Here is a 21,776-nt window from a genome sequence, read left to right on the forward strand (position 1 = left end):
GAGCCTGCTCGCGATGGCGTCTTGTCTGACACATCAATGCCGGATGTGCCACCGAATCGCGAGCAGGCTCACTCCTACAGGGATTAGTGCAAGGCCTCAGGCCGACCTCAAATAATCATAAAAAGAGGCACCCCCCCATGCCAACGCAAACCCTCACCGGGCAGGCGTCATTAGTCACGCCTAGCCGCAAGCGGTTTTTCATCATGGTGTTGCTGTTCATCACCGTGGTCATCAACTACCTCGACCGCAGCAACCTGTCGATTGCCGCGCCCGCGCTGACCAGCGAGCTGGGCATTGATCCGGTTCACGTCGGGCTGATTTTCTCCGCGTTTGGCTGGACCTACGCCGCGATGCAGATCCCCGGTGGCTGGCTGGTGGATCGGGTGCCGCCGCGCATTTTGTATAGCGTCGCGCTGCTGCTGTGGTCGCTGGCCACGGTGCTGCTCGGCTTCGCCGCGAGCTTCATTGCCCTGTTCGTCTTGCGCATGGCGGTCGGCGCGCTGGAAGCACCGGCCTATCCGATCAACAGCCGCGTGGTGACCACCTGGTTTCCCGAGCGTGAGCGGGCCACGGCGATTGGTTTCTACACCTCCGGGCAGTTTGTCGGCCTGGCGTTTCTGACTCCGGTGCTGGCCTGGCTGCAACATGAGTTCGGCTGGCACATGGTGTTTGTCGCGACCGGTGTGGCGGGCATTATCTGGGCGGCCATCTGGTACGCGGTGTATCGCGAACCGCGTGATTTCAAAGGTGCCAACGACGCGGAAATCGATCTGATCCGTGAGGGTGGCGGACTGGTGGATATTCAAGCGCAAACCGTCAAGGCCTCGTTCAGTTGGACCGATCTCGGCATAGTCCTGAGCAAGCGCAAGTTGTGGGGCATCTACCTTGGCCAGTTCTGCCTGAACTCGACGCTGTGGTTCTTCCTGACATGGTTCCCGACTTACCTGGTGAAATACCGTGGCATGGACTTCATCAAGTCCGGCCTGTTGGCCTCGCTGCCGTTTCTCGCGGCGTTCGTGGGTGTGCTGTGCTCGGGGTTCTTTTCCGACCTGTTGATCCGCCGTGGCTGCAGCGTGGGCTTCGCGCGCAAGTTGCCGATCATTGGCGGACTGTTGATTTCCACTTCGATCATCGGCGCCAATTTCGTTGAATCGACACCGTTGGTGATTGCCTTCCTCGCGCTGGCGTTTTTCGGCAATGGTCTGGCCTCGATCACCTGGTCGCTGGTCTCGACCCTGGCTCCGGCGCGTTTGCTCGGCTTGACCGGTGGGGTGTTCAACTTCATCGGCAACCTGTCGGCGATTGCCACGCCGATTGTCATCGGGTTCCTCGCCAGCGGTGATTCGTTCGCTCCCGCGATCACCTACATCGCGGTGCTGGCGCTGATCGGTGCATTGTCCTACGTGCTGCTGGTAGGCAAGGTCGAGCGTATCGAGTTGTAGTCGTCTGCGTCGGGCGACCATAATGCCGCCCGTTCCCTCGCTCAACGGTAAAGGCTGGATATGCAGGAAGACGCCCCGGAAAAAACCAAGGACGCCGCGCCCACCGGCACCCAGACGCTGCTTCGCGGACTGGGTGTGGTGCAGGCGGTGGCCAGTGGCGCCCGCGATCTGAAAGAGATCGCCCGGCTGATCGGCACCACGCGCAGCACCACCCATCGTCTGGCCAGTTGCCTGGTCGACGAGCGCTATCTGCGCGTGGTGCCGCAAATCGGCTATCTGCTGGGGCCGAAGCTGATCGAGCTGGGGTTTCAGGCGCGCGAAGAGTTGCCGCTGGTGAGTCTGGCCGGGCCGTACCTGGACGAGTTGTCGGCGCTGACCGGGGACACCGTGCACCTGGGCATTCGTGAGGGCGACGAGGTGTTGTACCTGCTGAAGAATCCGGGGCGTAACGGCCCGGAAATGCGTTCGCGGGTCGGCCACCGGATGCCGCTGGCGCGCACCGGGATCGGCAAGGCGTTGATGCTCGATGATTCGCCGCAGGATTGGCAGCGGCTGTACGACATCAGCCTGCCGGCGGGTGGGAAAAGTCAGTTCTGGCCGCAGCATCCGCAGCAGTCGTGGGAACAGCTCGAACAGCGCATGACCGAGTACGTGGCCGGCGGCTACGCGTTCGATCTGGAAGACAACGAACCGTCGATCCGCTGCGTGGCGGCGCCGATTCGCGATGCGAGCAAGCGGATTGTGGCGGCGATCAGCATCGCCAGCACCGTGCCGTACATGCCGCTGGAAAAAATGGCCGAGCTGATTCCCCTGATCAAAGGGGTCACAGCCCGGCTCTCGGCAGAACTCGGTCTGAAGGTTTAAAGCTTCAGCGTCGCCATGTCGATCACGAAGCGATACTTCACGTCACCGGCGATCATCCGCGCGTAAGCCTCGTTGATCTGGCGGATGTCGAGCATTTCGATGTCGCAGGTGATGTTGTGCTCGGCGCAGAAATCCAGCACTTCCTGGGTTTCGGCGATGCCGCCGATCAGCGAACCGGCCAGCACGCGGCGTCCCAGCACCAGGTTGGCAGCATGTACCGGCGGGTCGATCGGTTCGATCAGGCCGACCAGAATGTGCACGCCATCAAAGCGCAGGGTTTGCAGGTACGGGTTGAGGTCGTGCTGCACCGGAATGGTGTCCAGCAGGAAGTCGAACCGGCCTGCAGCGGCAGCCATCTGTTCGGCATCGGTGGAGACGATCACATGATCGGCGCCCTGCCGACGACCTTCCTCGGCCTTGCTCGCCGAACGGGTGAACAGCGTCACTTCCGCGCCCAGCGCCTTGGCGAACTTGATGCCCATGTGGCCGAGGCCGCCCATGCCGAGAATCCCGACCTTGTCACCGGCCTTGACGCCGTAGTGCTTGAGCGGCGAGTAGGTGGTGATGCCGGCACAGAGAATCGGCGCAGCGCTGGCCAGATCCAGCTTTTCAGGGATGCGCACGACGAAGTGCTCGCTGACGACGATGCTGTCCGAATAGCCGCCCATGGTGTTGCTGCCATCGACCCGGTCCGGGGTGGCGTAGGTCATGGTCGGGCCTTCGAGGCAGTATTGCTCGAGGTTCTGCTGGCAGGCGGCGCAGGTGCGGCAGGAGTCGACCATGCAGCCGACGCCGACCAGATCGCCGACTTTATGTTGGGTGACATTCGCACCAATGGCGGTGACTTTGCCGACGATCTCATGGCCGGGCATCAACGGATAAACGGCGATGCCCCATTCGTTGCGCGCCTGGTGGATGTCGGAGTGGCAGACGCCGCAGTAGAGGATCTCGATCGCCACGTCGTCAGCGCGTGGGCTGCGGCGTTCGAATTTCATCGGGGCGAGGGGAGTGGTGGCCGATTGGGCGGCATAACCGATAGCGGTGTACATGAGGAACCTCGCAGAAGCAGTGACAGGTGAGGTGGCGCATTTTGGGCGCCGTCTGCTGCTGCGGCCATGACGATTCCTCCGGGTCTCATGCCTAATCCTCCGGCATGCAGGTCTGGGCAAGCGCATTGGCAAAAGGATCTGCGATGATGCTTGCATGCCTTTTTCCGTGACTTTTTTGAAGACCCCTCCGATGCAGTTGACCCGTCACCTTGATGCCAATGCCACGCTGGTTTCGCTGATCGAGCCGCTGGCGCTCCGCGATGGTTACAGCCAGACCGGGCTGCCCGGCGTGCAGGTATTGCGTGCCAGTTGCGACGTGGCGCGTGGCCCGCACATTTATGAGCCGAGCCTGATGATCATCGCTCAGGGCAGCAAACTGGCGTTCCTCGGCCCGCGCACCATGGAGTATGGCGCCGGGCATTACCTGATTCAGGCGCTGCCGGTGCCGTTCGAGTGCGAAACCTTTGCCTTGCCGGATGCGCCGTTGCTCGGAGTGTCGGTGGCCATCGACCGGGTGTTGCTCGGCGAACTGGTGCTGGCCATGGGGCTGGCGCCGGGGCGGCACATTCCGGCGCAGACCCCGGAGTCGATGACCTCCGTGGTGCTCGACGATGACATGCGTGGTTGTGTCGAACGCTTGCTGCGTTGCCTGCATGATCCGCTGGAGCGGCAGATTCTCGGGCCGGCGCGGGTGCGTGAATTGTTGTTCACCGCGCTGCGCGGGCCGCAGGCCGATGTGTTGCGCGCGTTGGTGGAACAGCAGGGGCAGTTTGCCCGGGTGGCGGCGTCGATCAGCCATCTGCATGCGCATTACACCGAGCCGCTGAATGTCGAGACATTGGCCGGGTGCGCCAACATGAGTGTTTCGTCGTTCCATGAGCACTTCAAGCGCAGCACGCTGTTGTCGCCAGTGCAGTATCTGAAGCGCTTGCGGTTGCTCAAGGCGCAGACGTTGCTGGTGGCCGAAGGGCTGGGCGTGGCGCAGGTGGCGCATCGGGTGGGGTATCAGAGTACGTCGCAGTTCAGTCGTGAGTACAAGCGCTACTTTGAGCGTAGCCCTGGTGATGAGCGCGTAGCCTGAGTCTGCGCAAATCCCTTGTAGGAGTGAGCCTGCTCGCGATAGCGGTGTGTCAGTCAGCATCATCGTTGACTGACACACCGCTATCGCGAGCAGGCTTACTCCTACAGTGATTTTGTGGTGCAACAAGAAATGGTGGGCAACAAAAAGGCCCCCATTTCGGGAGCCTTGATGTTCAGCGGTTCAGCTTACATGTTCGGGTAAGTCGGGCCGCCAGCGCCTTCCGGCGTGACCCAGGTGATGTTCTGCGAAGGGTCCTTGATGTCACAGGTTTTGCAGTGCACGCAGTTCTGGGCGTTGATCTGGAAGCGTTTTTCGCCGTCTTCCTTGGTGATCACTTCGTACACGCCGGCCGGGCAGTAGCGCTGCGCCGGTTCATCGTACAGCGGCAGGTTCTTGCTGATCGGGATGCTCGGGTCGGTGAGCTTCAGGTGGCACGGCTGTTCTTCTTCGTGGTTGGTACCGGAGATGAACACCGAGCTCAGTTTGTCGAAGCTGAGTTTGCCGTCCGGCTTCGGATAGTCGATCTTCTTGCAGTCGGCCGCGAGCTTCAGGCAGGCGTAATCCGGCTTGGTGTCGTGCAGGGTGAACGGCAGTTTGCCGCCGAAGATATTCTGGTCCAGCCAGTTGAAACCGCCGCCGACGATCGCGCCGAACTTGTGGATCGCCGGGCCGAAGTTGCGGCTGGCGAACAATTCGTCGTAGAGCCAGCTCTTCTTGAACGCATCGACGTAGGAGGTCAGCTCTTCAGTGCCATCCTTCTCGGCGAACAGTGCGTCGGCCACCGATTCAGCGGCGAGCATGCCGGACTTCATCGCAGTGTGGCTGCCTTTGATCTTGGCGAAGTTCAGGGTGCCGAGGTCGCAACCGATCAGCGCGCCGCCCTTGAAGACCATTTTCGGCAGCGAGTTCAGGCCACCCTTGCAGATCGCGCGGGCGCCGTAGCTGACGCGCTTGCCGCCTTCCAGGTACTGAGCCAGCACCGGGTGATGCTTGAGGCGCTGGAACTCGTCGAACGGCGACAGGTAGGTGTTGCTGTAGGACAGGTCAACGATCAGGCCGACGACCACCTGGTTGTTTTCCAGGTGATAGAGGAACGAGCCACCGGTGTTTTCGGTGCCCATGATGTCCAGCGGCCAACCGGCGGTGTGCACCACCAGGCCTGGCTGGTGTTTGGCCGGGTCGATTTCCCAGATTTCTTTCAGGCCGATGCCGTAGTGCTGGGCGTCGGCATCGCTGTCGAGGTTGTAGCGTTTGATCAGTTGCTTGCCGATGTGACCACGGCAGCCTTCTGCGAACAGCGTGTACTTGCCACGCAGTTCCATGCCCGGGGTGTACATGCCTTCTTTCGGATTGCCTTCGCGATCGACGCCCAGATCACCGGTGATGATCCCGCGCACGATGCCGTTTTCGTCGATCAGCGCTTCCTGAGCGGCGAAACCCGGGTAGATTTCTACACCCAGGTTCTCGGCCTGCTGGGCCAGCCAGCGGCACAGGTTGCCGAGGGAAATAATGTAGTTGCCTTCGTTGTGCATGGTCTTGGGCACAAAGAAGTCAGGAATTTTCTGCGCGCTTTCGGCGTTTTTCAGCACGAAAATGTCATCGCGGGTGACCGGGGTGTTCAGCGGGGCGCCGAGTTCTTTCCAGTCCGGGAACAGTTCGTTCAGAGCGCGTGGTTCGAACACGGCACCGGAAAGGATGTGTGCGCCGACTTCGGAGCCTTTTTCGACCACGCAGACGCTGATTTCCTTACCGGCTTCGGCGGCCTTCTGCTTCAGACGGCAGGCGGCGGACAGGCCAGCGGGGCCGGCACCGACGATGACCACGTCGAATTCCATGTATTCGCGTTCCACAGGCTATCTCCTACTCAAGGCTCAACAGTTTTTTTTCTAATTTGGAGGTTCGGTGTCGCATCCGTTATTGCCTTTACGTTAACGTCAAGGGTAATAATGGGAAACCACCTTTCTCTCTAGGCGGCGCATTATATCTACACCACTCTGAGCGTCCAATACAAACGTTTGTTTGAATCTGCTCCAGCCCAGAGAAATCAAAGAAGCGCGGCTTATGAACGACCATTTTGCCGTATTGACCGGAATAGGCGTTCCGGTCAAGATACGGGCGGTTTTGCGCTCGCCGTAGGCAGACTGGCGGTTTCAAGAGCACCTCTAAAGACAGGGCACAGGCAGTACAAGGTGATGCGCAGCGCAAGTCCGGCGCGCAGTTTACACACCGTGCGACTCAATGACCCGTTGGTCACCACTGACGAACGGTCATCGCCCCCAGCCGGCGTTTTTAGAGGTGCCCTTGTGCCCGATGAGCATCAACCGCCAGGTTCGCCTAGGCGACTTTCTTTTCACCGGAGAGTAACGAGGAATCCATGAAGGTTCTTGTAGCTGTCAAACGCGTTGTGGATTACAACGTCAAGGTCCGCGTCAAGGCGGACAATTCCGGCGTAGACCTCGCCAACGTCAAGATGTCGATGAACCCGTTCTGCGAAATCGCAGTGGAAGAAGCCGTACGCCTGAAAGAGAAAGGTGTTGCGACTGAAATCGTCGTCGTCTCCATCGGCCCGTCCACCGCTCAGGAACAGCTGCGTACCGCACTGGCTCTGGGTGCCGACCGCGCCATCCTCGTCGAATCCGCTGAAGACCTGACTTCGCTGGCCGTGGCCAAGCTGCTCAAGGCAGTGGTCGACAAGGAACAGCCTCAACTGGTGATCCTGGGCAAACAGGCCATCGACAGCGACAACAACCAGACCGGCCAGATGCTCGCTGCACTGAGCGGCTACGGTCAGGGCACTTTCGCCTCGAAAGTCGAAGTCTCCGGCGACAGCGTTGCCGTGACCCGCGAAATCGACGGCGGCGCGCAGACCGTTTCTCTGAAACTGCCAGCGATCGTCACCACCGACCTGCGTTTGAACGAGCCGCGTTATGCGTCCCTGCCAAACATCATGAAAGCCAAGAAGAAGCCTCTCGAAGTGCTGACTCCGGACGCTTTGGGCGTTTCCACCGCCTCCACCAACAAGACCCTGAAAGTCGAAGCGCCGGCTGCACGCAGCGCAGGCATCAAGGTCAAGTCGGTGGCTGAACTGGTCGAGAAACTGAAAAACGAAGCGAAGGTAATCTAAATGACTATCTTGGTTATTGCTGAACACGACAACAAAGTGCTGGCCCCGGCCACACTGAACACCGTGGCTGCGGCTGCCAAAATCGGCGGCGACATCCATGTGCTGGTTGCAGGTCAGGGCGCTGGCGCCGTGGCTGAAGCCGCTGCGAAAATCGCTGGCGTGAGCAAAGTCCTGAACGCTGACAATGTCGCTTACGCGCATCAGCTGCCGGAAAACGTTGCTCCGCTGGTTGCAGAGCTGGGCAAGGGCTACAGCCACATCCTGGCTGCCGCCACGTCCAACGGCAAAAACATCCTGCCGCGCGTTGCCGCTGCACTGGACGTTGACCAGATCTCCGAGATCATCTCGGTAGAAAGCGCCGACACCTTCAAGCGTCCGATCTACGCCGGTAACGCCATCGCTACCGTGCAATCGACCGCTGCGATCAAAGTGATCACCGTGCGTGCCACCGGTTTCGACCCGGTTGCCGCTGAGGGTGGTTCGGCGGCCGTTGAAGCGGTTGCTGCTGCGCACGACGCCGGCACTTCCAGCTTCGTCAGCGAAGAACTGGCCAAGTCCGATCGTCCAGAGCTGACCGCTGCCAAGATCGTCGTTTCCGGCGGCCGCGGCATGCAGAACGGTGACAACTTCAAACACCTGTACGCCCTGGCCGACAAGCTGGGCGCTGCCGTCGGTGCTTCGCGCGCTGCGGTCGACGCAGGTTTCGTACCGAACGACATGCAGGTCGGTCAGACCGGCAAGATCGTTGCGCCACAGCTGTACATCGCCGTCGGTATCTCCGGCGCGATCCAGCATTTGGCCGGCATGAAAGACTCCAAAGTGATCGTTGCGATCAACAAGGACGAAGAAGCGCCAATCTTCCAGGTAGCCGATTACGGTCTGGTGGCGGATCTGTTCGAAGCGGTACCTGAGCTGGAGAAGCTGGTCTAATCCGGCGGCTTCACTTATAAAGAGCCCGACCTTCTGGTCGGGCTTTTTTTTGTCTGGGATTTGAGTGGGAGCGTTTTGCCATGGATCTGCGCCGCAGGTTGTTATTGGGATTGATCCTGTTGCCGGGGATGGCTGCGGCTGCCGGCAAGTGTGAACGCCTCGTCGTCACCGGCAGCCCGGATGCGCCGCCGTACCTGTGGCAGGACCCGCAGAATCCCAGGCACTTGATCGGCGCCAGTGCCGACCTGTTGCAGCAAGTGGCCAAGGATCTGGGGATCAAGGTCGAACTGCTCTACGCCGGCAAACGCTCGCAGGCCCTCGATGAGGTGCGCAGCGGGCGCATGGACATGCTGGCCGACACGCCGCTGATGTTCAACGAGCTGGAAAACCTCGACTACATCTATCCGCCGTTGCTGGAAAACGACTATCTGGTGTGGACACGCAAAGGCTCGACGCTGGTCTACAGCGAAGCCAAGGATCTGCACGGGCACACCGGCGGGTTGTCGGAAAAGTCTCGTATGACCCAGGCATTCGGCACTTTCGCCGAGCAGAATCTGACCCTGACCCGGACGGCAAACATCACCCAGGCCTTTCAGAAACTTCTGCTGGGTGAAGTCGAATATGTACTCGCCGGGCGCTACTCGGGCATGGCTGCCGCGCAGGCATTGGGCATGGCCAATGATCTGCTGGCGTTCGAGCAACCAATCGACCGACCCGGGCTGTTCCTCGCGGTTTCGCACAACTCGGCCTGCAACGATCCGTGGTTGCGCGGACAGCTCGCTAAAAAGATGACAGAATTGCCCGCGTCCGGACTGACCGAAGCCGCGCTGCAACGCAACATCGAGCGCTGGAAGGCTCAGCAGCAACAGCCGCAGCCATCTGTCAGTGCCCCAAAACAGTAGGGATTCTTAGTGAGTATTCGACCTCTTTTCGCGGCCATGGCCGTTCTGGCCCTGGCCGGCTGCGCCAACGATCCGGCACCCATCGAGCAAATGCGCCTGACCGAGCAGGCCATCACCCAGGCCAAGGCTGTCGGTGCGACCGCCGATGAAATGCCGGAAATGAAACTGGCTGAAGACAAGTTCAACCGGGCCAAGGGCAACATGGCCGACGAGTCTTACAAGAACGCCCGCATGCGTTCCGAACAGGCCGAGCTGGACGCACGTCTGGCAGAAGCCAAGGTGCTGACGCAAAAGAGCGAAGAGCAACTGAACGTGCTGAACACCCGCATCATCCGCCTGCGCAAGCAACTGGGAGATGCCCAATGAGCCTCAAGTCCAAAGCCCTTGGCGGGTTGGTTCTGGCTGGCTGCGTGAGCCTTTTCGGGTGTGCCGGTCAGCACAGTGAAAGCGCATTGCAACAAGCCAGCAGCGACTTCCAGAAGGTCAAGGAAGACTCCAATGTGCTGCGCATCGCTCCCAAGGATGTGATCCGTGCCGGTGAGTCCCTGGCCCGTGCCGATCGCCTGTCGACCTATTGGGGCAGTGGCTCCGACGTGGTGCATTACGCCTACCTGAGTCAGCGTTACAGCGAAATCGCTCGCGAACACACCAACCTGGTGCTCAACGAAGAGCGCGCGGCGAAGCTCGAGCTGGAACGCCAGCGTCTGCAACTGGCTCTGCGTGAGTCCAAACTGCTGAGCGTGCAGCAGCAGGGCAAGTGGCTCGAAGAACAGATCGTCGCGCTGGCCACCACGCAAACCGATCGCGGGCTGGTGATGACCCTCGGTGACGTGCTGTTCGATACTGGCGAGGCGGAGCTGAAGAACTCGGCCAATCGCGTGGTGTTGAAGATCGTGCAGTTCCTGCAGCTCAACCCGAAACGCGTGGTGCGTATCGAGGGCTACACCGACAGCACCGGTGGCAAACAGGAAAACCTCAAGCTGTCGCGTGATCGCGCGCAAGCGGTGGCCGATGTGTTGATGGACCTCGGAATTGAGGACAAGCGCATTCAGGTCGAAGGTTACGGCGACGAGTACCCGGTGGACGCCAACGCTTCCGAGCGCGGGCGGGCACAGAACCGTCGGGTGGAAATTGTGTTTTCCGACGAAAAAGGCCAGCTCGGCGCCGCCCGCTGAGGGCTGCGTCTCTGGAAAGCCCGGCCTGTCATGCAGCGCCGGGCTTTTTTACGTCTGTCGAATAGCGCGCAAATCCGTACAGTTGTAGCTGACACTGCACTGTACGGTCGACTATGGTGGCAACTGTCCCAGTACACTTCTAAACTGTTCCGGTATTGTTTCACACAAGAATAAAATGCCCGTGAAATCGAGTGCTGCGTCATGACCAACCTCTTGCTCTACCAACGTATTGCTCAACAACTGGCGGAAGATATCCGGCGCGGCGTCTATCAGCCCGGCGAACGCGTGCCGTCGGTGCGCAAGATGAGTTCGCAGCTCAATGTCAGCCATGCAACGGTGTTGCAGGCTTACGCCAATCTCGAGGATCAGGGGCTGATCCGCGCACGGCCGCAGTCCGGTTACTACGTGCACCAGACCCCGGCCCTGACGGCGCCGACACCGGATATCGCCCGGGTCGAACGCCCAGGCCTGGTCACCCGCGCCAGCATTATTCAGCAAGTGTTGGTCGAATCGCGGCGCGAGGGGGTTTTCCCGTTGGGCGCGGCGGTGCCGAGTGTCGATTACCTCCCGGTGCGCGCATTGCATCAGCAGTTGGCCAAGGTCACCCGATTCCATAGCCCTCGCGCTTTCAGCTACATGTTCAGCCCCGGTTTCGAACCGCTGCGCCGGCAAGTGGCGATCCGCATGCGCGATGCTGGCGTGGTGGTCGATCCGTCAGAAGTGGTGATCACCCACGGTTGCGTCGATGCGCTGCAGATGTCGCTGCGGGTGCTGACCCGTCCGGGTGATTTGATCGCTGCCGAGTCGCCAACCTATTACGGCCTGCTGCAACTGGCCGACCTGCTGGGCCTGAAAGTGATCGAGATTCCCAGCGACCCGGCCACCGGCATGAGCCTGGAAGCCTTGCAACTGGCCGCCAACCAATGGTCGATCAAGGCGCTGGTGCTGACCACCCGGCTGAGCAATCCGCTGGGTGGCACCATGCCCGAAGAGCGGCAGAAACAACTGCTGCGTCTGGCTTCGGATTTCGATATCCAGATCGTCGAAGACGACATCTATGGCGAATTGATGTTCGAACAGGGCCGCACCAAAGCCCTCAAGGCCTACGATCGGCTGGATCGGGTGATCTACTGCTCGAGTTTTTCCAAGACCTTGTCGCCGGGCGTGCGGGTCGGCTGGATGATCGCCGGCAAGTATCAGCAGGAAATCCAGCGTCTGCAGACGTTCACCACGCATTCGGCGTGCAGCGTCACGCAGATGGCGATTGCCGCTTATCTGGAAAATGGCGGTTATGACCGGCATTTACGGTACATCCGCCAGGAATACCGGAAAAACCTCAGCGCGTTCCAGCTGGCGGTGCAGCAGTACTTCCCCGAAGGCACGCAAATGACCCGGCCCACGGGCGGTTTCATCCTCTGGGTGAGCCTGCCGGGCAGGGTCAATACCCAGGAATTGCACGTGCGTGCATTGCAGCAGGGCATCAGCATTGCACCGGGGTTGATCTTCAGTAATACCGAGCAGTTCAACCACTGCATCCGCCTGAACTGCGGCACGCCGTGGAATCGCGAGGCGGAAAGGGCGCTGATGACCCTCGGCTTGCTGGCGACTCAACTGTGTCAGGAAACGGCTGGCGGATTCTGAACGAGTGGCGCGTCATGCTTGTCTTGTGACGCTCAACAGGCGAGCATATGGCCCTCTGCCGTTAGTGTTGTAGGGCTCATGAAAGCGATTTTGCCTGCTGCCTGGATTTTGTTTGGTGTGTTGACGATGGGACATGCGCCCGGTGTCATGGCAGCCGCCGTTCAGGAAAAGCCTGCGGAGTCAGCACCGGCGAGCAAAACGGCCAGCAACAAAGCCGTTGCGGATAAGAAAGCTCAAGTTAAAAAAGCCCCGCAAAAGAAGGCCGCCCCGGTGAAGAAACGGCCCCCGGTCGCTTCCAAGTCGAAACCGGCCAGTGAGGTGGCGAAAACCCGATTGCCGCCGGCCAAGCTCGATCTGAGCCTGCCCAAGGACATGGTGCAGCAGCTCAAACCGGCCGGTACCGTCACGTTACCTAAACACGACGCTATCCTGCCGCAGATGTTCGGCGAGAAGAACAGCGGCTTCCAGCTCAACGGCCGTCTGCTCAGTAACGAAATGCAGCTGCAACTGCGCAACGAAGAGCGTCGTGAAGTCGAAGGCGCGGCGCTGGATTTCGAATTCAAGCAGTAAATCAAATCGATCCGTGACCCGCAGACCAGACGCTTTGTCGGAGACTGGTCAGTCACTTTCGTTTCTGCGTAAAAACCCCGGTTCAGGGAATTTGAAACAACCGTTTTAGCGGTTACTCTGTGGCCGTCCCTTTAACACATTGCCCGTCGCGAGGACTCGTCGTCATGAAATGCCGTGAAGGCTGTGGCGCTTGCTGTATTGCCCCCTCCATCAGTTCTGCCATCCCAGGCATGCCCAATGGCAAACCTGCCGGCGAACGTTGCGTGCAACTCTCGGTCGAAAACCTGTGCAACATTTTCGGTCAGCCGGAACGCCCGGCGGTCTGCTCGGGATTTGCCGCCGATGTCGAAGTCTGTGGCAGCAGCCGGGAAGAGGCGATCAGGTTGATCGGCTGGTGGGAGCAGATGACGGCGGCGTGATGTGTCAAACGAACGGAACTTCAACAATAAGGAATAAGACTATGGGTTCGCTGCATCGTATCGCTGTGTTGTGTGGTTTGACGGCTGTGCTGGCCACTTCGGTTGCTCAGGCTGAGGACTGGAAAGTCGCCAAGGAGCAGGACGGGATCAAGGTCTCGCTGGCCGAAGTGCCGGGTTCGGATTACAAGTCCTATCAGGGTGTTGCCCTGATGAAGACCACCGTTGCCAAACTGCGTGCCTTGCAGGAAGACGTGTCCGGAGCCTGCGCCTGGATTCACGAGTGCAAAACCCAGAAGCTGCTCAAGCACGAGGGCGATCAGAGCTGGACCTACACCCAGTTCAATACGCCGTGGCCAGTGACGCCGCGTGATTCCGTGCTGCACATCACCACCGTCGAAGGCGCTGATGGCAGCCTGACCCGCAACCTCGAAGGCGTGCCGAAGTACATTCCCGAAGAGAAAGGCTTTGTCCGTGTCGCCCAGGTCAAAGGCTTCTGGAAGTTCGTGCCGAAAGGCGATCAGGTCGAAGTGACCTATCAAGTACACACCGAGCCAGGCGGCAGCGTGCCGAGCATGATTGCCAACAAGTTCGTGGTCGACGCGCCATTCAACACCCTGAAAGCCCTGAAAGAACGCGCCGAGAAGTAATTCGCGCGCTGACAGCAAAACGCCCCGACTGATTCGGGGCGTTTTGTTTTGTCGTTATATTGTGTTTCCAGATATGCGCTGCACGAAATTTTCACAAAGCGTTCCAGACAATTCGCCCGCGCTCTCTGCAGTTGTCCCCGTATCCCCGCGCCTTGAATGAAAGAGTCCGGCAGTGGGACAGTAATCAATGGCAATGCTGCCGTTGATCGTGCAACATTTGCGCACCGCGCACGCCCCGGGGCCTGGAATGGCCAATAGAGGGCATGGCGCCGCCGTATTTTGCAACTTCAACTTCCAATGGGTCCTAAAACGACATGGCAAACCCGGACGCCCTGAATCAGCAGCGATCTTCCACTCGCCTGCTGCAACCGACCGTCAAATCGCATCTGGCCTACACACTGCTGTGTGCCCTGGTCATGATGGTGATGTTTTCCGTGCTGCGCCTCGCGCTGCTGGTCTACAACCGCGAGATGATCCTCGATACCCCGGCTTCGACCTTCCTCGAAGCTTTCGCCAACGGCCTGCGTTTCGACCTGCGCCTGGTGGTCTACATCTGCGTTCCGCTGGTGCTGGCACTGTTCAGTGCCCGGGCGATGGCCGCGCGCGGCTTTTTCCGTCTGTGGCTGACCGTCGCCTCGAGCATCGCGCTGTTCCTCGGCTTGATGGAGATGGACTTCTACCGTGAGTTCCACCAGCGCCTCAACGGCCTGGTGTTCCAGTACGTGAAAGAAGACCCGAAAACCGTGATGAGCATGCTCTGGTACGGTTTCCCGGTGGTGCGCTACCTGCTGGCGTGGGTCGTCGGCACCGTGATCCTGACCCTGGCCTTCAAGGGCGCCGACCGTGCGACCCGTCCACGTGGCCCGTTCAGCGGCGGCAACGTCGGCACCCGTCAGGTAGCTCCGTGGTACACGCGTCTCGCGGTATTCGTGGTCTGCCTGCTGATCTGCGTCGTCGCTGCCCGTGGCACCCTGCGTCAGGGCCCGCCGCTGCGTTGGGGGGACGTCTACACCACCGAATCGAACTTCGCCAACCAGTTGGGTCTCAACGGCACGCTGTCGCTGATCGCCGCCGCCAAGGACCGCATGGGCGAGGATCGCAACAACATCTGGAAAGCCACACTGCCGCAGGAACAGGCGCAGAAAGTGGTGCGCGAGATGCTGGTGATGCCGGACGACAAACTGGTCGACGCCGACATCGCTGCCGTGCGTCGTGACTACACGCCACCGGCCGACAAGACCCTGCCGATCAAGAACGTGGTCGTGATCCTGATGGAAAGCATGGCGGGTCACTCGGTCGGCGCCTTGGGCGCACCGGGCAACATCACGCCGTACCTCGACAAACTGTCGAAGGAAGGCCTGCTGTTTGACCGTTTCTTCTCCAACGGCACCCACACCCACCAGGGCATGTTCGCCACGATGGCGTGCTTCCCGAACCTGCCGGGCTTCGAATACCTGATGCAGACACCGGAAGGCAGCCACAAGCTGTCCGGCCTGCCGCAGTTGCTCAGCGCGCGCAAGTATGACGACGTGTATGTCTATAACGGCGACTTCGCCTGGGACAACCAGTCGGGCTTCTTCAGCAACCAGGGCATGACCAACTTCGTTGGCCGTAACGACTTCGTCAATCCGGTGTTCTCCGATCCGACTTGGGGCGTGTCCGACCAGGACATGTTTGACCGTGGTCTGCAGGAGCTGAAGGCACGGGAAAACGGCAAGCCGTTCTATGCGCTGCTGCAAACCCTGTCCAACCACACGCCGTACGCCTTGCCGACGCCATTGCCGGTGGAGCGCGTGACCGATCGTGGCAGCCTCAACGAACACCTGACCGCCATGCGTTACGCCGACTGGGCACTGGGTCAGTTCTTCGAGAAGGCGCGTAAAGAGCCGTACTTCAAGGAAACCCTGTTCGTGATCGTCGGCGACCACGGTTTCGGCAACGAGCGCCAGATCACCGAAATGGACCTGGGCCGCTTCAACGTGCCGATGCTGATGATTGCTCCGGGCATCCAGGAGAAGTTCGGCACCCGCGACCACACCGTGGGCACCCAGATCGACATCGTGCCGACCATCATGGGTCGTCTGGGTGGCGAAGTGCGTCATCAGTGCTGGGGCCGCGACCTGCTGAACCTGCCGGCCGGCGACACCGGTTTCGGTGTGATCAAACCGTCGGGCAGCGAGCAGACCACGGCCATCGTCACCGCCGACCAGATCCTGGTGCTGCCGAAAGAGAAGGAAATGGCGCCGAAGATCTACCAGTACCAACTGGGCGCGAACCCTTCTGCCGAGATCATTCCGGACGCACCGCGTACCGCCGAACTGAAGCTCAAGCTTGAAGCGTTCCTGCAAACAGCGACCAAGAGTCTGATGGACAACACAGCCGGTGTCGTCAACGGCAAGCCTGACTGATAAAACCGCTGCATGAAAAAGAGGCCCCAGAGGGCCTCTTTTTTTTGTCTTGGGTTTTATATCCTGCCAAGTAACAGCAAGACCAGCAGCACCACCAACACCACGCCGATAATGCCCGAAGGACCATAACCCCAACTTCTGGAGTGCGGGAAGACCGGCAGACCACCGATCAGCAACAGGATCAGGATAATGATAAGAATTGTGCCCATGTCGATTTTCCTTGTTAAAAGTGTTCGAGAAGTCTTGGTGTTCAAGGGCGACTGGAGGCTAACTAATTCCAGACGGCTTACAAATTCCGACTGGTGCGAATGAAAGAAAATTCAATGTTTTTTTAATGTATTTGGGCCGCAGACTTATTTCCTTTAAGCGCAAGATCTTTTGATCCTGTATTCAGCATTCTGATGGAGCGTGGGATACCCAGGTTCCTTCGCTACACTCCGCGTATCTCCTACGAAACAACAAGGCTGTCGGCTATGCAAAATCGCATGATGATCACTGGCGCGGGTTCAGGTTTGGGTCGCGAAATCGCGCTGCGCTGGGCGCGTGAAGGCTGGCAGTTGGCTTTGTCGGATGTCAGCGAGCCCGGCCTGCTGGAAACCCTGAAACGGGTGCGTGAAGCTGGTGGCGACGGTTTCACCCAGCGTTGCGATGTGCGTGATTACAGCCAGCTCACCGCGTTTGCCCAAGCCTGTGAAGTGAAGCTGGGAGGCATCGATGTCATCGTCAACAATGCTGGTGTGGCGTCAGGCGGATTTTTCAGCGAGCTGTCGCTGGAGGATTGGGACTGGCAGATCGCGATCAACCTGATGGGCGTGGTCAAGGGCTGCAAGGCGTTCCTGCCGCTGCTGGAACAGAGCAAAGGCAAGATCATCAACATCGCCTCGATGGCGGCCTTGATGCAAGGCCCGGCGATGAGCAACTACAACGTGGCCAAGGCCGGTGTGGTGGCGTTGTCGGAAAGTTTGCTGATCGAACTGGCACAGCAGGAAGTCAGCGTGCATGTGGTTTGCCCGTCGTTCTTTCAGACCAACTTGCTCGATTCGTTCCGTGGCCCGACGCCGGCGATGAAAGCCCAGGTCGGCAAGTTGCTGGAAAGTTCGCCGATCACTGCTGCTGACATCGCTGACTATATCTATCAGCAAGTATCCGCGGGCGAGTTCATGATTCTGCCGCACGAGCAAGGGCGCATGGCCTGGGCGATCAAGCAGAAGAACCCGCAACTGATCTACAACGAAATGACCACCATGGCCGATAAAATGCGCGCCAAGGCCAAACAAACCAACGGTTGAACTTGCCCGGCGGGTATCGCGTCGTTAGGGTGGCCGCATTGGTCACCCTGTCGAGACGCATCAATGCTCAATTACCTGTGGTTCTTCCTCGCGGCGCTGTTTGAAATCGCCGGTTGTTTCGCCTTTTTCATGTGGCTGCGTCAGGGCAAAAGTGCCTTGTGGGTGATCCCGGCACTGCTCAGCCTGACCCTGTTCGCGCTGTTGTTGACCCGGGTCGAAGCGGCTTACGCCGGGCGCGCCTATGCCGCGTATGGCGGAATCTACATCGTCGCGTCGATCGGCTGGCTGGCGGTGGTCGAGCGCGTGCGCCCGCTGGGTTCGGACTGGATCGGCGTGGCGTTATGTGTGATCGGTGCCAGTGTGATTCTGTTCGGGCCGCGATTTTCCGCCGCTTGAGGCGAGACTGTTTAGCCATTTGCATGAAACGTCTGAAGGGCGCAGCGACTCACGGTGTAGGGCAAGACTGAATTGCTCGCGACCCATTGTAGAGCGCCCGTCCGCCGCGCATCTTCAGGGCTGGCTAACCCTGAAGGACGAACTCCATGCTTGTACTCAGCCGTGTTGTGGGCGAGTTGATTTCCATCGGTGACGATATTTCCGTGCGCGTATTGTCAGTCAACGGTTCCAGCGTGCGCTTCGGCGTCGAGGCGCCGCAGAAGGTCAATGTGCACCGCTCTGAAGTTTACGAGCGGATCCAGCGCAAACAGATCAGCGAAAAGGCTCGCTGAGGTTTTCAGTCGAACAGATGCTTGGGCACATCGTGCTTGAGCATCAACTGGCATTGCTCGCTTTCCGGGTCGAAAACAATCAGCGCCTGGCCTTTGGTCAGTGCCTGGCGGACGCGCAGTACACGGGTTTCCAATGGGGTGTCATCACCGTTGTCGGTACCGTCGCGAGTGACGAAATCCTCGATCAGGCGGGTGAGGGTGTCGACTTCAAGAGCGTCGTAGGGAATCAGCATGGGCACCTCGGCTAAATCAATGGCGGGATGCTACGGCGATTGAGGGTTGGCTGCCAGTTTTGTGTGGTTTGTACCGGCCTCATCGCGAGCAGGCTCACTCCTACAAGGAAATGCATTCCAACTGTAGGAGTGAGCCTGCTCGCGATAGCCATAGTTCAGATAACAAGGATTCAGCTGTCCGAGCGCTGCCCCACCAGACTGTCCACCGACGGCACCCGCGTATCGCTCTCCATCTGCGTCTCATGCTCGATCTGATGACTGAAGCGATCCAGCGAAGCATTGGCCGGCGCCGCATCGCTGGCGAATACCGGCGGACTCAGAATGTACGCCCCAAGCAAACGACTGAGCGCCGCCAGACTGTCGATGTGCGTACGCTCGTAACCATGGGTCGCGTCGCAGCCAAAGGCGAGCAGGGCGGTGCGGATATCGTGCCCGGCAGTCACCGCCGAATGCGCATCGCTGAAGTAATAGCGGAACAGGTCGCGCCTTACCGGCAGTTCGTTTTCGCTGGCCAGACGCAGCAAATGCCGCGACAGGTGATAGTCATAAGGCCCGCCGGAATCCTGCATCGCCACGCTCACCGCGTGTTCGCTGGAGTGCTGGCCCGGCGCAACCGGCGCGATGTCGATGCCGACGAATTCGCTGACATCCCACGGCAATGCCGCCGCCGCGCCACTGCCGGTTTCCTCGGTGATGGTGAACAGCGGGTGACAGTCGATCATCAACTCCTGACCGCTGTCGACGATGGCCTTGAGCGAGGCCAGCAGCGCGGCAACGCCAGCCTTGTCATCGAGGTGACGGGCGCTGATATGGCCGCTCTCGGTGAACTCCGGCAGCGGGTCGAACGCCACCACGTCGCCGACGCTGATGCCCAGCGATTCGCAATCGGCCTTGGTCGCGCAGTAGGCATCCAGACGCAGTTCGACGTGATCCCAACTGATCGGCATCTCGTCCACCGCGGTGTTGAACGCGTGCCCGGACGCCATCAGCGGCAGCACGCTGCCACGAATCACGCCGTTGTCGGTGAACAGGCTGACCCGGCTGCCCTCGGCAAACCGGCTCGACCAGCAACCGACCGGGGCCAGAGTCAGACGACCGTTGTCTTTCACCGCACGCACGGCGGCGCCGATGGTATCGAGGTGCGCGGAGACAGCGCGGTCGGGGCTGTTTTTCTTGCCCTTGAGCGTGGCGCGGATCGTGCCGCGACGGGTCATCTCGAAAGGGATGCCAAGTTCTTCCAGACGCTCGGCGACGTAACGCACGATGGTGTCGGTGAACCCGGTAGGGCTGGGAATGGCGAGCATTTCCAGCAGGACTTTTTGCAGGTAGTTGAGATCCGGTTCAGGGATTTGAGTGGTCATGGAAACTCCTGATGAGTTGAGGCGCATCGATGGTTTCGATGAGGGGTGATTTAGGGTGTCTGTTGCGGCCCCTTCGCGAGCAAGCCCGCTCCCACATTTGGAATGCGTTCAACCTGTGGGAGCGGGCTTGCTCGCGAAGGCGTCAGTCCAGACGCCTCGGAATCAAGAAACAGCCGGCTGACTGTGCGGAAACAACAAATCGACAAAGCGCTCCGCCGTCGGCTGCGGCTCATGATTGGCCAGCCCCGCGCGTTCGTTGGCTTCGATAAACACGTACTCCGGTTGGTCCGCCGCCGGCACCATCAGGTCGAGGCCGACCATCGGAATGTCCAGCGCTCGCGCCGCACGGACGGCGGCATCGACCAGAGTCGGGTGCAGAATCGCCGTAACGTCTTCCAGCGTGCCACCGGTGTGCAGATTGGCCGTGCGGCGCACGAACAGATGTTCGCCCGCCGGCAGGATGCTGCTGTAGTCATAACCGGCCGCATGCAGGGTGCGCTGGGTTTCTTGATCCAGCGGGATCTTGCTCTCGCCACTGGTGGCGGCTTGCCGACGCCGGCTCTGTGCCTCGATCAATGCACCGATCGAATGATGGCCGTCACCGACCACTTCCGCGGGACGGCGAATCGCTGCGGCCACCACTTCAAAACCGATCACCAGAATCCGCAGGTCGAGACCTTCGTGAAAGCTTTCGAGCAGCACACGGCTGTCAAAATGTTTGGCGGCTTCGATGGCCTGCTGCACCTCTTCGATGCTCTGCAGATCGACCGCCACACCCTGGCCCTGTTCGCCGTCGAGCGGCTTGACGACGACGCGCTGATGTTCATCGAGGAACGCCAGGTTGTCGTCGGCGTTACCCGCCAGTTGCTGCGAAGGCAGTTTCAGCCCGGCGGCCTTCAACACCTTGTGGGTCAGGCTCTTGTCCTGGCACAGGCTCATGCTGATTGCGCTGGTCAGGTCGCTCAGCGATTCGCGGCAACGCACCCGGCGCCCACCGTGGCTGAGGGTGAACAGCCCGGCTTCGGCATCATCCACTTGCACGTCGATGCCGCGCCGATGCGCTTCCTCGACGATGATCCGCGCATAAGGGTTGAAGTTGGCTTCCGGGCCGGGACCGAGGAACAGCGTCTGGTTGATGCCGTTCTTGCGTTTGATCGCGAAGGTCGAAAGGTTGCGAAAACCGAGTTTGGCGTAGAGGTTCTTCGCCTGGCGGTTGTCATGCAGCACCGACAGATCCAGATAGCTCAGGCCGCGACTCATGAAGTGCTCGATCAGATGCCGCACCAGCACTTCACCGACACCGGGCCGCGAGCACTGCGGATCCACCGCCAGGCACCACAGGCTGCTGCCGTGTTCCGGATCGTTGAAGGCTTTCTGGTGATTGAGGCCCATGACGCTGCCGATCACCGCGCCGCTGTCTTCGTCCTCGGCGAGCCAATAAACCGGGCCGCCCTGATGATGCGGAGTCAGCCGCGTGGCATCGATCGGCAGCATGCCGCGTGCCTGATACAGCAGATTGATCGCCTGCCAGTCGGCTTCGCTCTGTGCCCGGCGAATGCGGAAGCCGCGAAATACGCGGGTGGCCTGGCGGTAATCGCTGAACCACAGGCGCAGGGTGTCGGACGGGTCGAGAAACAGTTGGGTCGGTTCAAGACCGAGAATCTGCTGCGGCGCGGCGACGTACAGGGCAATATCGCGCTCGCCGGGTTGTTCGTTGAGCAGTTCCTGCGCCAGCGTCGCCGGGTCAGGAAAGGTGTGACCGATCAGCAGTCGGCCCCAGCCGCAATGCACGGCAATGGGGTCGGCGCCGAGTTCGCTGCCGTCTTCGGCCAGACGCGCCTGCAAGCGTTCATACGAGGGTGTCTGACCGCGTAACAGACGTTGGTTGATCGCCGTGGCGTGAGGTTTCATCA

The 21,776-nt window shown here is 60.2% G+C and carries 22 protein-coding genes; 16 read left to right on the top strand and 6 right to left on the bottom strand.

The annotated features are described in order from the left end of the window. The first annotated feature begins 137 nt into the window (after positions 1-137). On the top strand, positions 138-1,442 hold the full coding sequence (locus LCH64_RS05260; RefSeq protein ID WP_226499669.1) for an MFS transporter: 1,305 nt from the start codon (positions 138-140) through the stop codon (positions 1,440-1,442). Positions 1,443-1,502: 60 nt separating this feature from the next. Continuing rightward, complete coding sequence (locus tag LCH64_RS05265; protein WP_045122581.1) at positions 1,503-2,306, top strand: IclR family transcriptional regulator; 804 nt, start codon at positions 1,503-1,505, stop codon at positions 2,304-2,306. Here LCH64_RS05265 and LCH64_RS05270 read toward each other — a convergent pair. Then, on the bottom strand, positions 2,303-3,355 hold the full coding sequence (locus LCH64_RS05270; RefSeq protein WP_095668610.1) for an NAD(P)-dependent alcohol dehydrogenase: 1,053 nt from the start codon (positions 3,353-3,355) through the stop codon (positions 2,303-2,305). The two genes, LCH64_RS05265 and LCH64_RS05270, sit on opposite strands and share 4 nt — an antisense overlap. Before the next feature lie 190 nt (positions 3,356-3,545). Here LCH64_RS05270 and LCH64_RS05275 point away from each other — a divergent pair, with 190 nt between their 5' ends. Then, positions 3,546-4,436 (top strand): AraC family transcriptional regulator, encoded by an 891-nt coding sequence (locus LCH64_RS05275; RefSeq protein ID WP_003226986.1) that lies wholly within the window; start codon positions 3,546-3,548, stop codon positions 4,434-4,436. A 185-nt stretch (positions 4,437-4,621) separates the two neighbouring features. Here LCH64_RS05275 and LCH64_RS05280 read toward each other — a convergent pair whose 3' ends face one another. Beyond that, complete coding sequence (locus tag LCH64_RS05280) at positions 4,622-6,286, bottom strand: electron transfer flavoprotein-ubiquinone oxidoreductase (RefSeq protein ID WP_226499670.1); 1,665 nt, start codon at positions 6,284-6,286, stop codon at positions 4,622-4,624. A 524-nt stretch (positions 6,287-6,810) separates the two neighbouring features. On the opposite strand from LCH64_RS05280, the gene LCH64_RS05285 reads away from it, so the two are divergent. From LCH64_RS05285 to LCH64_RS05330, 10 genes are all read left to right on the top strand, one after another. Further along, positions 6,811-7,560, top strand: a complete 750-nt coding sequence (locus LCH64_RS05285; RefSeq protein WP_003226982.1) for an electron transfer flavoprotein subunit beta/FixA family protein — start codon at positions 6,811-6,813, stop codon at positions 7,558-7,560. Further along, positions 7,561-8,490: an FAD-binding protein gene (locus LCH64_RS05290; RefSeq protein ID WP_226499671.1), complete on the top strand. Its 930-nt coding sequence runs from the start codon at positions 7,561-7,563 to the stop codon at positions 8,488-8,490. It begins immediately after the preceding gene. Positions 8,491-8,570: 80 nt separating this feature from the next. After that, positions 8,571-9,392, top strand: a complete 822-nt coding sequence (locus tag LCH64_RS05295) for a transporter substrate-binding domain-containing protein (protein ID WP_103521832.1) — start codon at positions 8,571-8,573, stop codon at positions 9,390-9,392. A gap of 9 nt (positions 9,393-9,401) precedes the next feature. Continuing rightward, complete coding sequence (locus LCH64_RS05300) at positions 9,402-9,758, top strand: DUF4398 domain-containing protein (protein WP_226499672.1); 357 nt, start codon at positions 9,402-9,404, stop codon at positions 9,756-9,758. Then, on the top strand, positions 9,755-10,567 hold the full coding sequence (locus LCH64_RS05305; RefSeq protein WP_103484710.1) for an OmpA family protein: 813 nt from the start codon (positions 9,755-9,757) through the stop codon (positions 10,565-10,567). The genes LCH64_RS05300 and LCH64_RS05305 overlap by 4 nt, the downstream gene beginning before the upstream one ends. A gap of 201 nt (positions 10,568-10,768) precedes the next feature. Beyond that, positions 10,769-12,208 (top strand): PLP-dependent aminotransferase family protein, encoded by a 1,440-nt coding sequence (locus tag LCH64_RS05310; protein ID WP_003226969.1) that lies wholly within the window; start codon positions 10,769-10,771, stop codon positions 12,206-12,208. Between the two features lie 78 nt (positions 12,209-12,286). After that, positions 12,287-12,778 carry a translation initiation factor 2 gene (locus tag LCH64_RS05315; protein WP_226499735.1) on the top strand — a complete coding sequence of 164 codons (492 nt, stop codon included), beginning with the start codon at positions 12,287-12,289 and terminating at the stop codon, positions 12,776-12,778. A 164-nt stretch (positions 12,779-12,942) separates the two neighbouring features. Further along, a complete protein-coding gene (locus tag LCH64_RS05320) occupies positions 12,943-13,197 on the top strand; it encodes a YkgJ family cysteine cluster protein (RefSeq protein WP_045122579.1) in 255 nt (84 codons plus the stop codon). A gap of 41 nt (positions 13,198-13,238) precedes the next feature. After that, entirely contained in the window at positions 13,239-13,844 is a 606-nt protein-coding gene (locus LCH64_RS05325) for an START domain-containing protein (protein WP_003226964.1), read from the top strand. Positions 13,845-14,158: 314 nt separating this feature from the next. Further along, positions 14,159-16,252 (top strand): LTA synthase family protein, encoded by a 2,094-nt coding sequence (locus LCH64_RS05330; protein WP_226499673.1) that lies wholly within the window; start codon positions 14,159-14,161, stop codon positions 16,250-16,252. A 56-nt stretch (positions 16,253-16,308) separates the two neighbouring features. Here LCH64_RS05330 and LCH64_RS05335 read toward each other — a convergent pair whose 3' ends face one another. Next, positions 16,309-16,467 (bottom strand): DUF3309 family protein, encoded by a 159-nt coding sequence (locus tag LCH64_RS05335; protein ID WP_169432680.1) that lies wholly within the window; start codon positions 16,465-16,467, stop codon positions 16,309-16,311. 258 nt (positions 16,468-16,725) lie between these two features. Here LCH64_RS05335 and LCH64_RS05340 point away from each other — a divergent pair, with 258 nt between their 5' ends. From LCH64_RS05340 to csrA, 3 genes are all read left to right on the top strand, one after another. Next, positions 16,726-17,541 (top strand): SDR family oxidoreductase, encoded by an 816-nt coding sequence (locus LCH64_RS05340; RefSeq protein ID WP_003226958.1) that lies wholly within the window; start codon positions 16,726-16,728, stop codon positions 17,539-17,541. Between the two features lie 63 nt (positions 17,542-17,604). Further along, on the top strand, positions 17,605-17,937 hold the full coding sequence (locus LCH64_RS05345) for a YnfA family protein (protein ID WP_003226957.1): 333 nt from the start codon (positions 17,605-17,607) through the stop codon (positions 17,935-17,937). 146 nt (positions 17,938-18,083) lie between these two features. Beyond that, a complete protein-coding gene (gene csrA / locus LCH64_RS05350; RefSeq protein WP_003226955.1) occupies positions 18,084-18,269 on the top strand; it encodes a carbon storage regulator CsrA in 186 nt (61 codons plus the stop codon). 5 nt (positions 18,270-18,274) lie between these two features. Here csrA and LCH64_RS05355 read toward each other — a convergent pair whose 3' ends face one another. The 3 genes from LCH64_RS05355 to ngg form a co-directional block, all read right to left on the bottom strand. After that, complete coding sequence (locus LCH64_RS05355) at positions 18,275-18,502, bottom strand: YheU family protein (protein WP_003192759.1); 228 nt, start codon at positions 18,500-18,502, stop codon at positions 18,275-18,277. 170 nt (positions 18,503-18,672) lie between these two features. Then, the gene (locus tag LCH64_RS05360) at positions 18,673-19,863 is read right to left on the bottom strand and encodes an osmoprotectant NAGGN system M42 family peptidase (protein WP_003226953.1); all 1,191 of its coding nucleotides are present in this window, start codon (positions 19,861-19,863) and stop codon (positions 18,673-18,675) included. Between the two features lie 162 nt (positions 19,864-20,025). Beyond that, on the bottom strand, positions 20,026-21,774 hold the full coding sequence (gene ngg, locus LCH64_RS05365; RefSeq protein WP_226499674.1) for an N-acetylglutaminylglutamine synthetase: 1,749 nt from the start codon (positions 21,772-21,774) through the stop codon (positions 20,026-20,028). Positions 21,775-21,776: the final 2 nt, after the last annotated feature.

It is taken from the genome of Pseudomonas sp. MWU16-30322, from assembly GCF_020515535.1.
Lineage (GTDB): Bacteria > Pseudomonadota > Gammaproteobacteria > Pseudomonadales > Pseudomonadaceae > Aquipseudomonas > Aquipseudomonas fluorescens_H.

What these genes read in the sequence shown, in the direction of transcription:
- LCH64_RS05355 (WP_003192759.1), bottom strand. Translation starts at nt 18,502, where the DNA reads ATGCTGATTCCCTACGACGCTCTTGAAGTCGACACCCTCACCCGCCTG.
- LCH64_RS05320 (WP_045122579.1), top strand. Translation starts at nt 12,943, where the DNA reads ATGAAATGCCGTGAAGGCTGTGGCGCTTGCTGTATTGCCCCCTCCATC.
- LCH64_RS05345 (WP_003226957.1), top strand. Translation starts at nt 17,605, where the DNA reads ATGCTCAATTACCTGTGGTTCTTCCTCGCGGCGCTGTTTGAAATCGCC.
- LCH64_RS05275 (WP_003226986.1), top strand. Translation starts at nt 3,546, where the DNA reads ATGCAGTTGACCCGTCACCTTGATGCCAATGCCACGCTGGTTTCGCTG.
- LCH64_RS05325 (WP_003226964.1), top strand. Translation starts at nt 13,239, where the DNA reads ATGGGTTCGCTGCATCGTATCGCTGTGTTGTGTGGTTTGACGGCTGTG.
- LCH64_RS05330 (WP_226499673.1), top strand. Translation starts at nt 14,159, where the DNA reads ATGGCAAACCCGGACGCCCTGAATCAGCAGCGATCTTCCACTCGCCTG.
- csrA (WP_003226955.1), top strand. Translation starts at nt 18,084, where the DNA reads ATGCTTGTACTCAGCCGTGTTGTGGGCGAGTTGATTTCCATCGGTGAC.
- LCH64_RS05295 (WP_103521832.1), top strand. Translation starts at nt 8,571, where the DNA reads ATGGATCTGCGCCGCAGGTTGTTATTGGGATTGATCCTGTTGCCGGGG.
- LCH64_RS05265 (WP_045122581.1), top strand. Translation starts at nt 1,503, where the DNA reads ATGCAGGAAGACGCCCCGGAAAAAACCAAGGACGCCGCGCCCACCGGC.
- LCH64_RS05260 (WP_226499669.1), top strand. Translation starts at nt 138, where the DNA reads ATGCCAACGCAAACCCTCACCGGGCAGGCGTCATTAGTCACGCCTAGC.
- LCH64_RS05315 (WP_226499735.1), top strand. Translation starts at nt 12,287, where the DNA reads ATGAAAGCGATTTTGCCTGCTGCCTGGATTTTGTTTGGTGTGTTGACG.
- LCH64_RS05285 (WP_003226982.1), top strand. Translation starts at nt 6,811, where the DNA reads ATGAAGGTTCTTGTAGCTGTCAAACGCGTTGTGGATTACAACGTCAAG.
- LCH64_RS05310 (WP_003226969.1), top strand. Translation starts at nt 10,769, where the DNA reads ATGACCAACCTCTTGCTCTACCAACGTATTGCTCAACAACTGGCGGAA.
- ngg (WP_226499674.1), bottom strand. Translation starts at nt 21,774, where the DNA reads ATGAAACCTCACGCCACGGCGATCAACCAACGTCTGTTACGCGGTCAG.
- LCH64_RS05360 (WP_003226953.1), bottom strand. Translation starts at nt 19,863, where the DNA reads ATGACCACTCAAATCCCTGAACCGGATCTCAACTACCTGCAAAAAGTC.
- LCH64_RS05340 (WP_003226958.1), top strand. Translation starts at nt 16,726, where the DNA reads ATGCAAAATCGCATGATGATCACTGGCGCGGGTTCAGGTTTGGGTCGC.
- LCH64_RS05305 (WP_103484710.1), top strand. Translation starts at nt 9,755, where the DNA reads ATGAGCCTCAAGTCCAAAGCCCTTGGCGGGTTGGTTCTGGCTGGCTGC.
- LCH64_RS05270 (WP_095668610.1), bottom strand. Translation starts at nt 3,355, where the DNA reads ATGTACACCGCTATCGGTTATGCCGCCCAATCGGCCACCACTCCCCTC.
- LCH64_RS05290 (WP_226499671.1), top strand. Translation starts at nt 7,561, where the DNA reads ATGACTATCTTGGTTATTGCTGAACACGACAACAAAGTGCTGGCCCCG.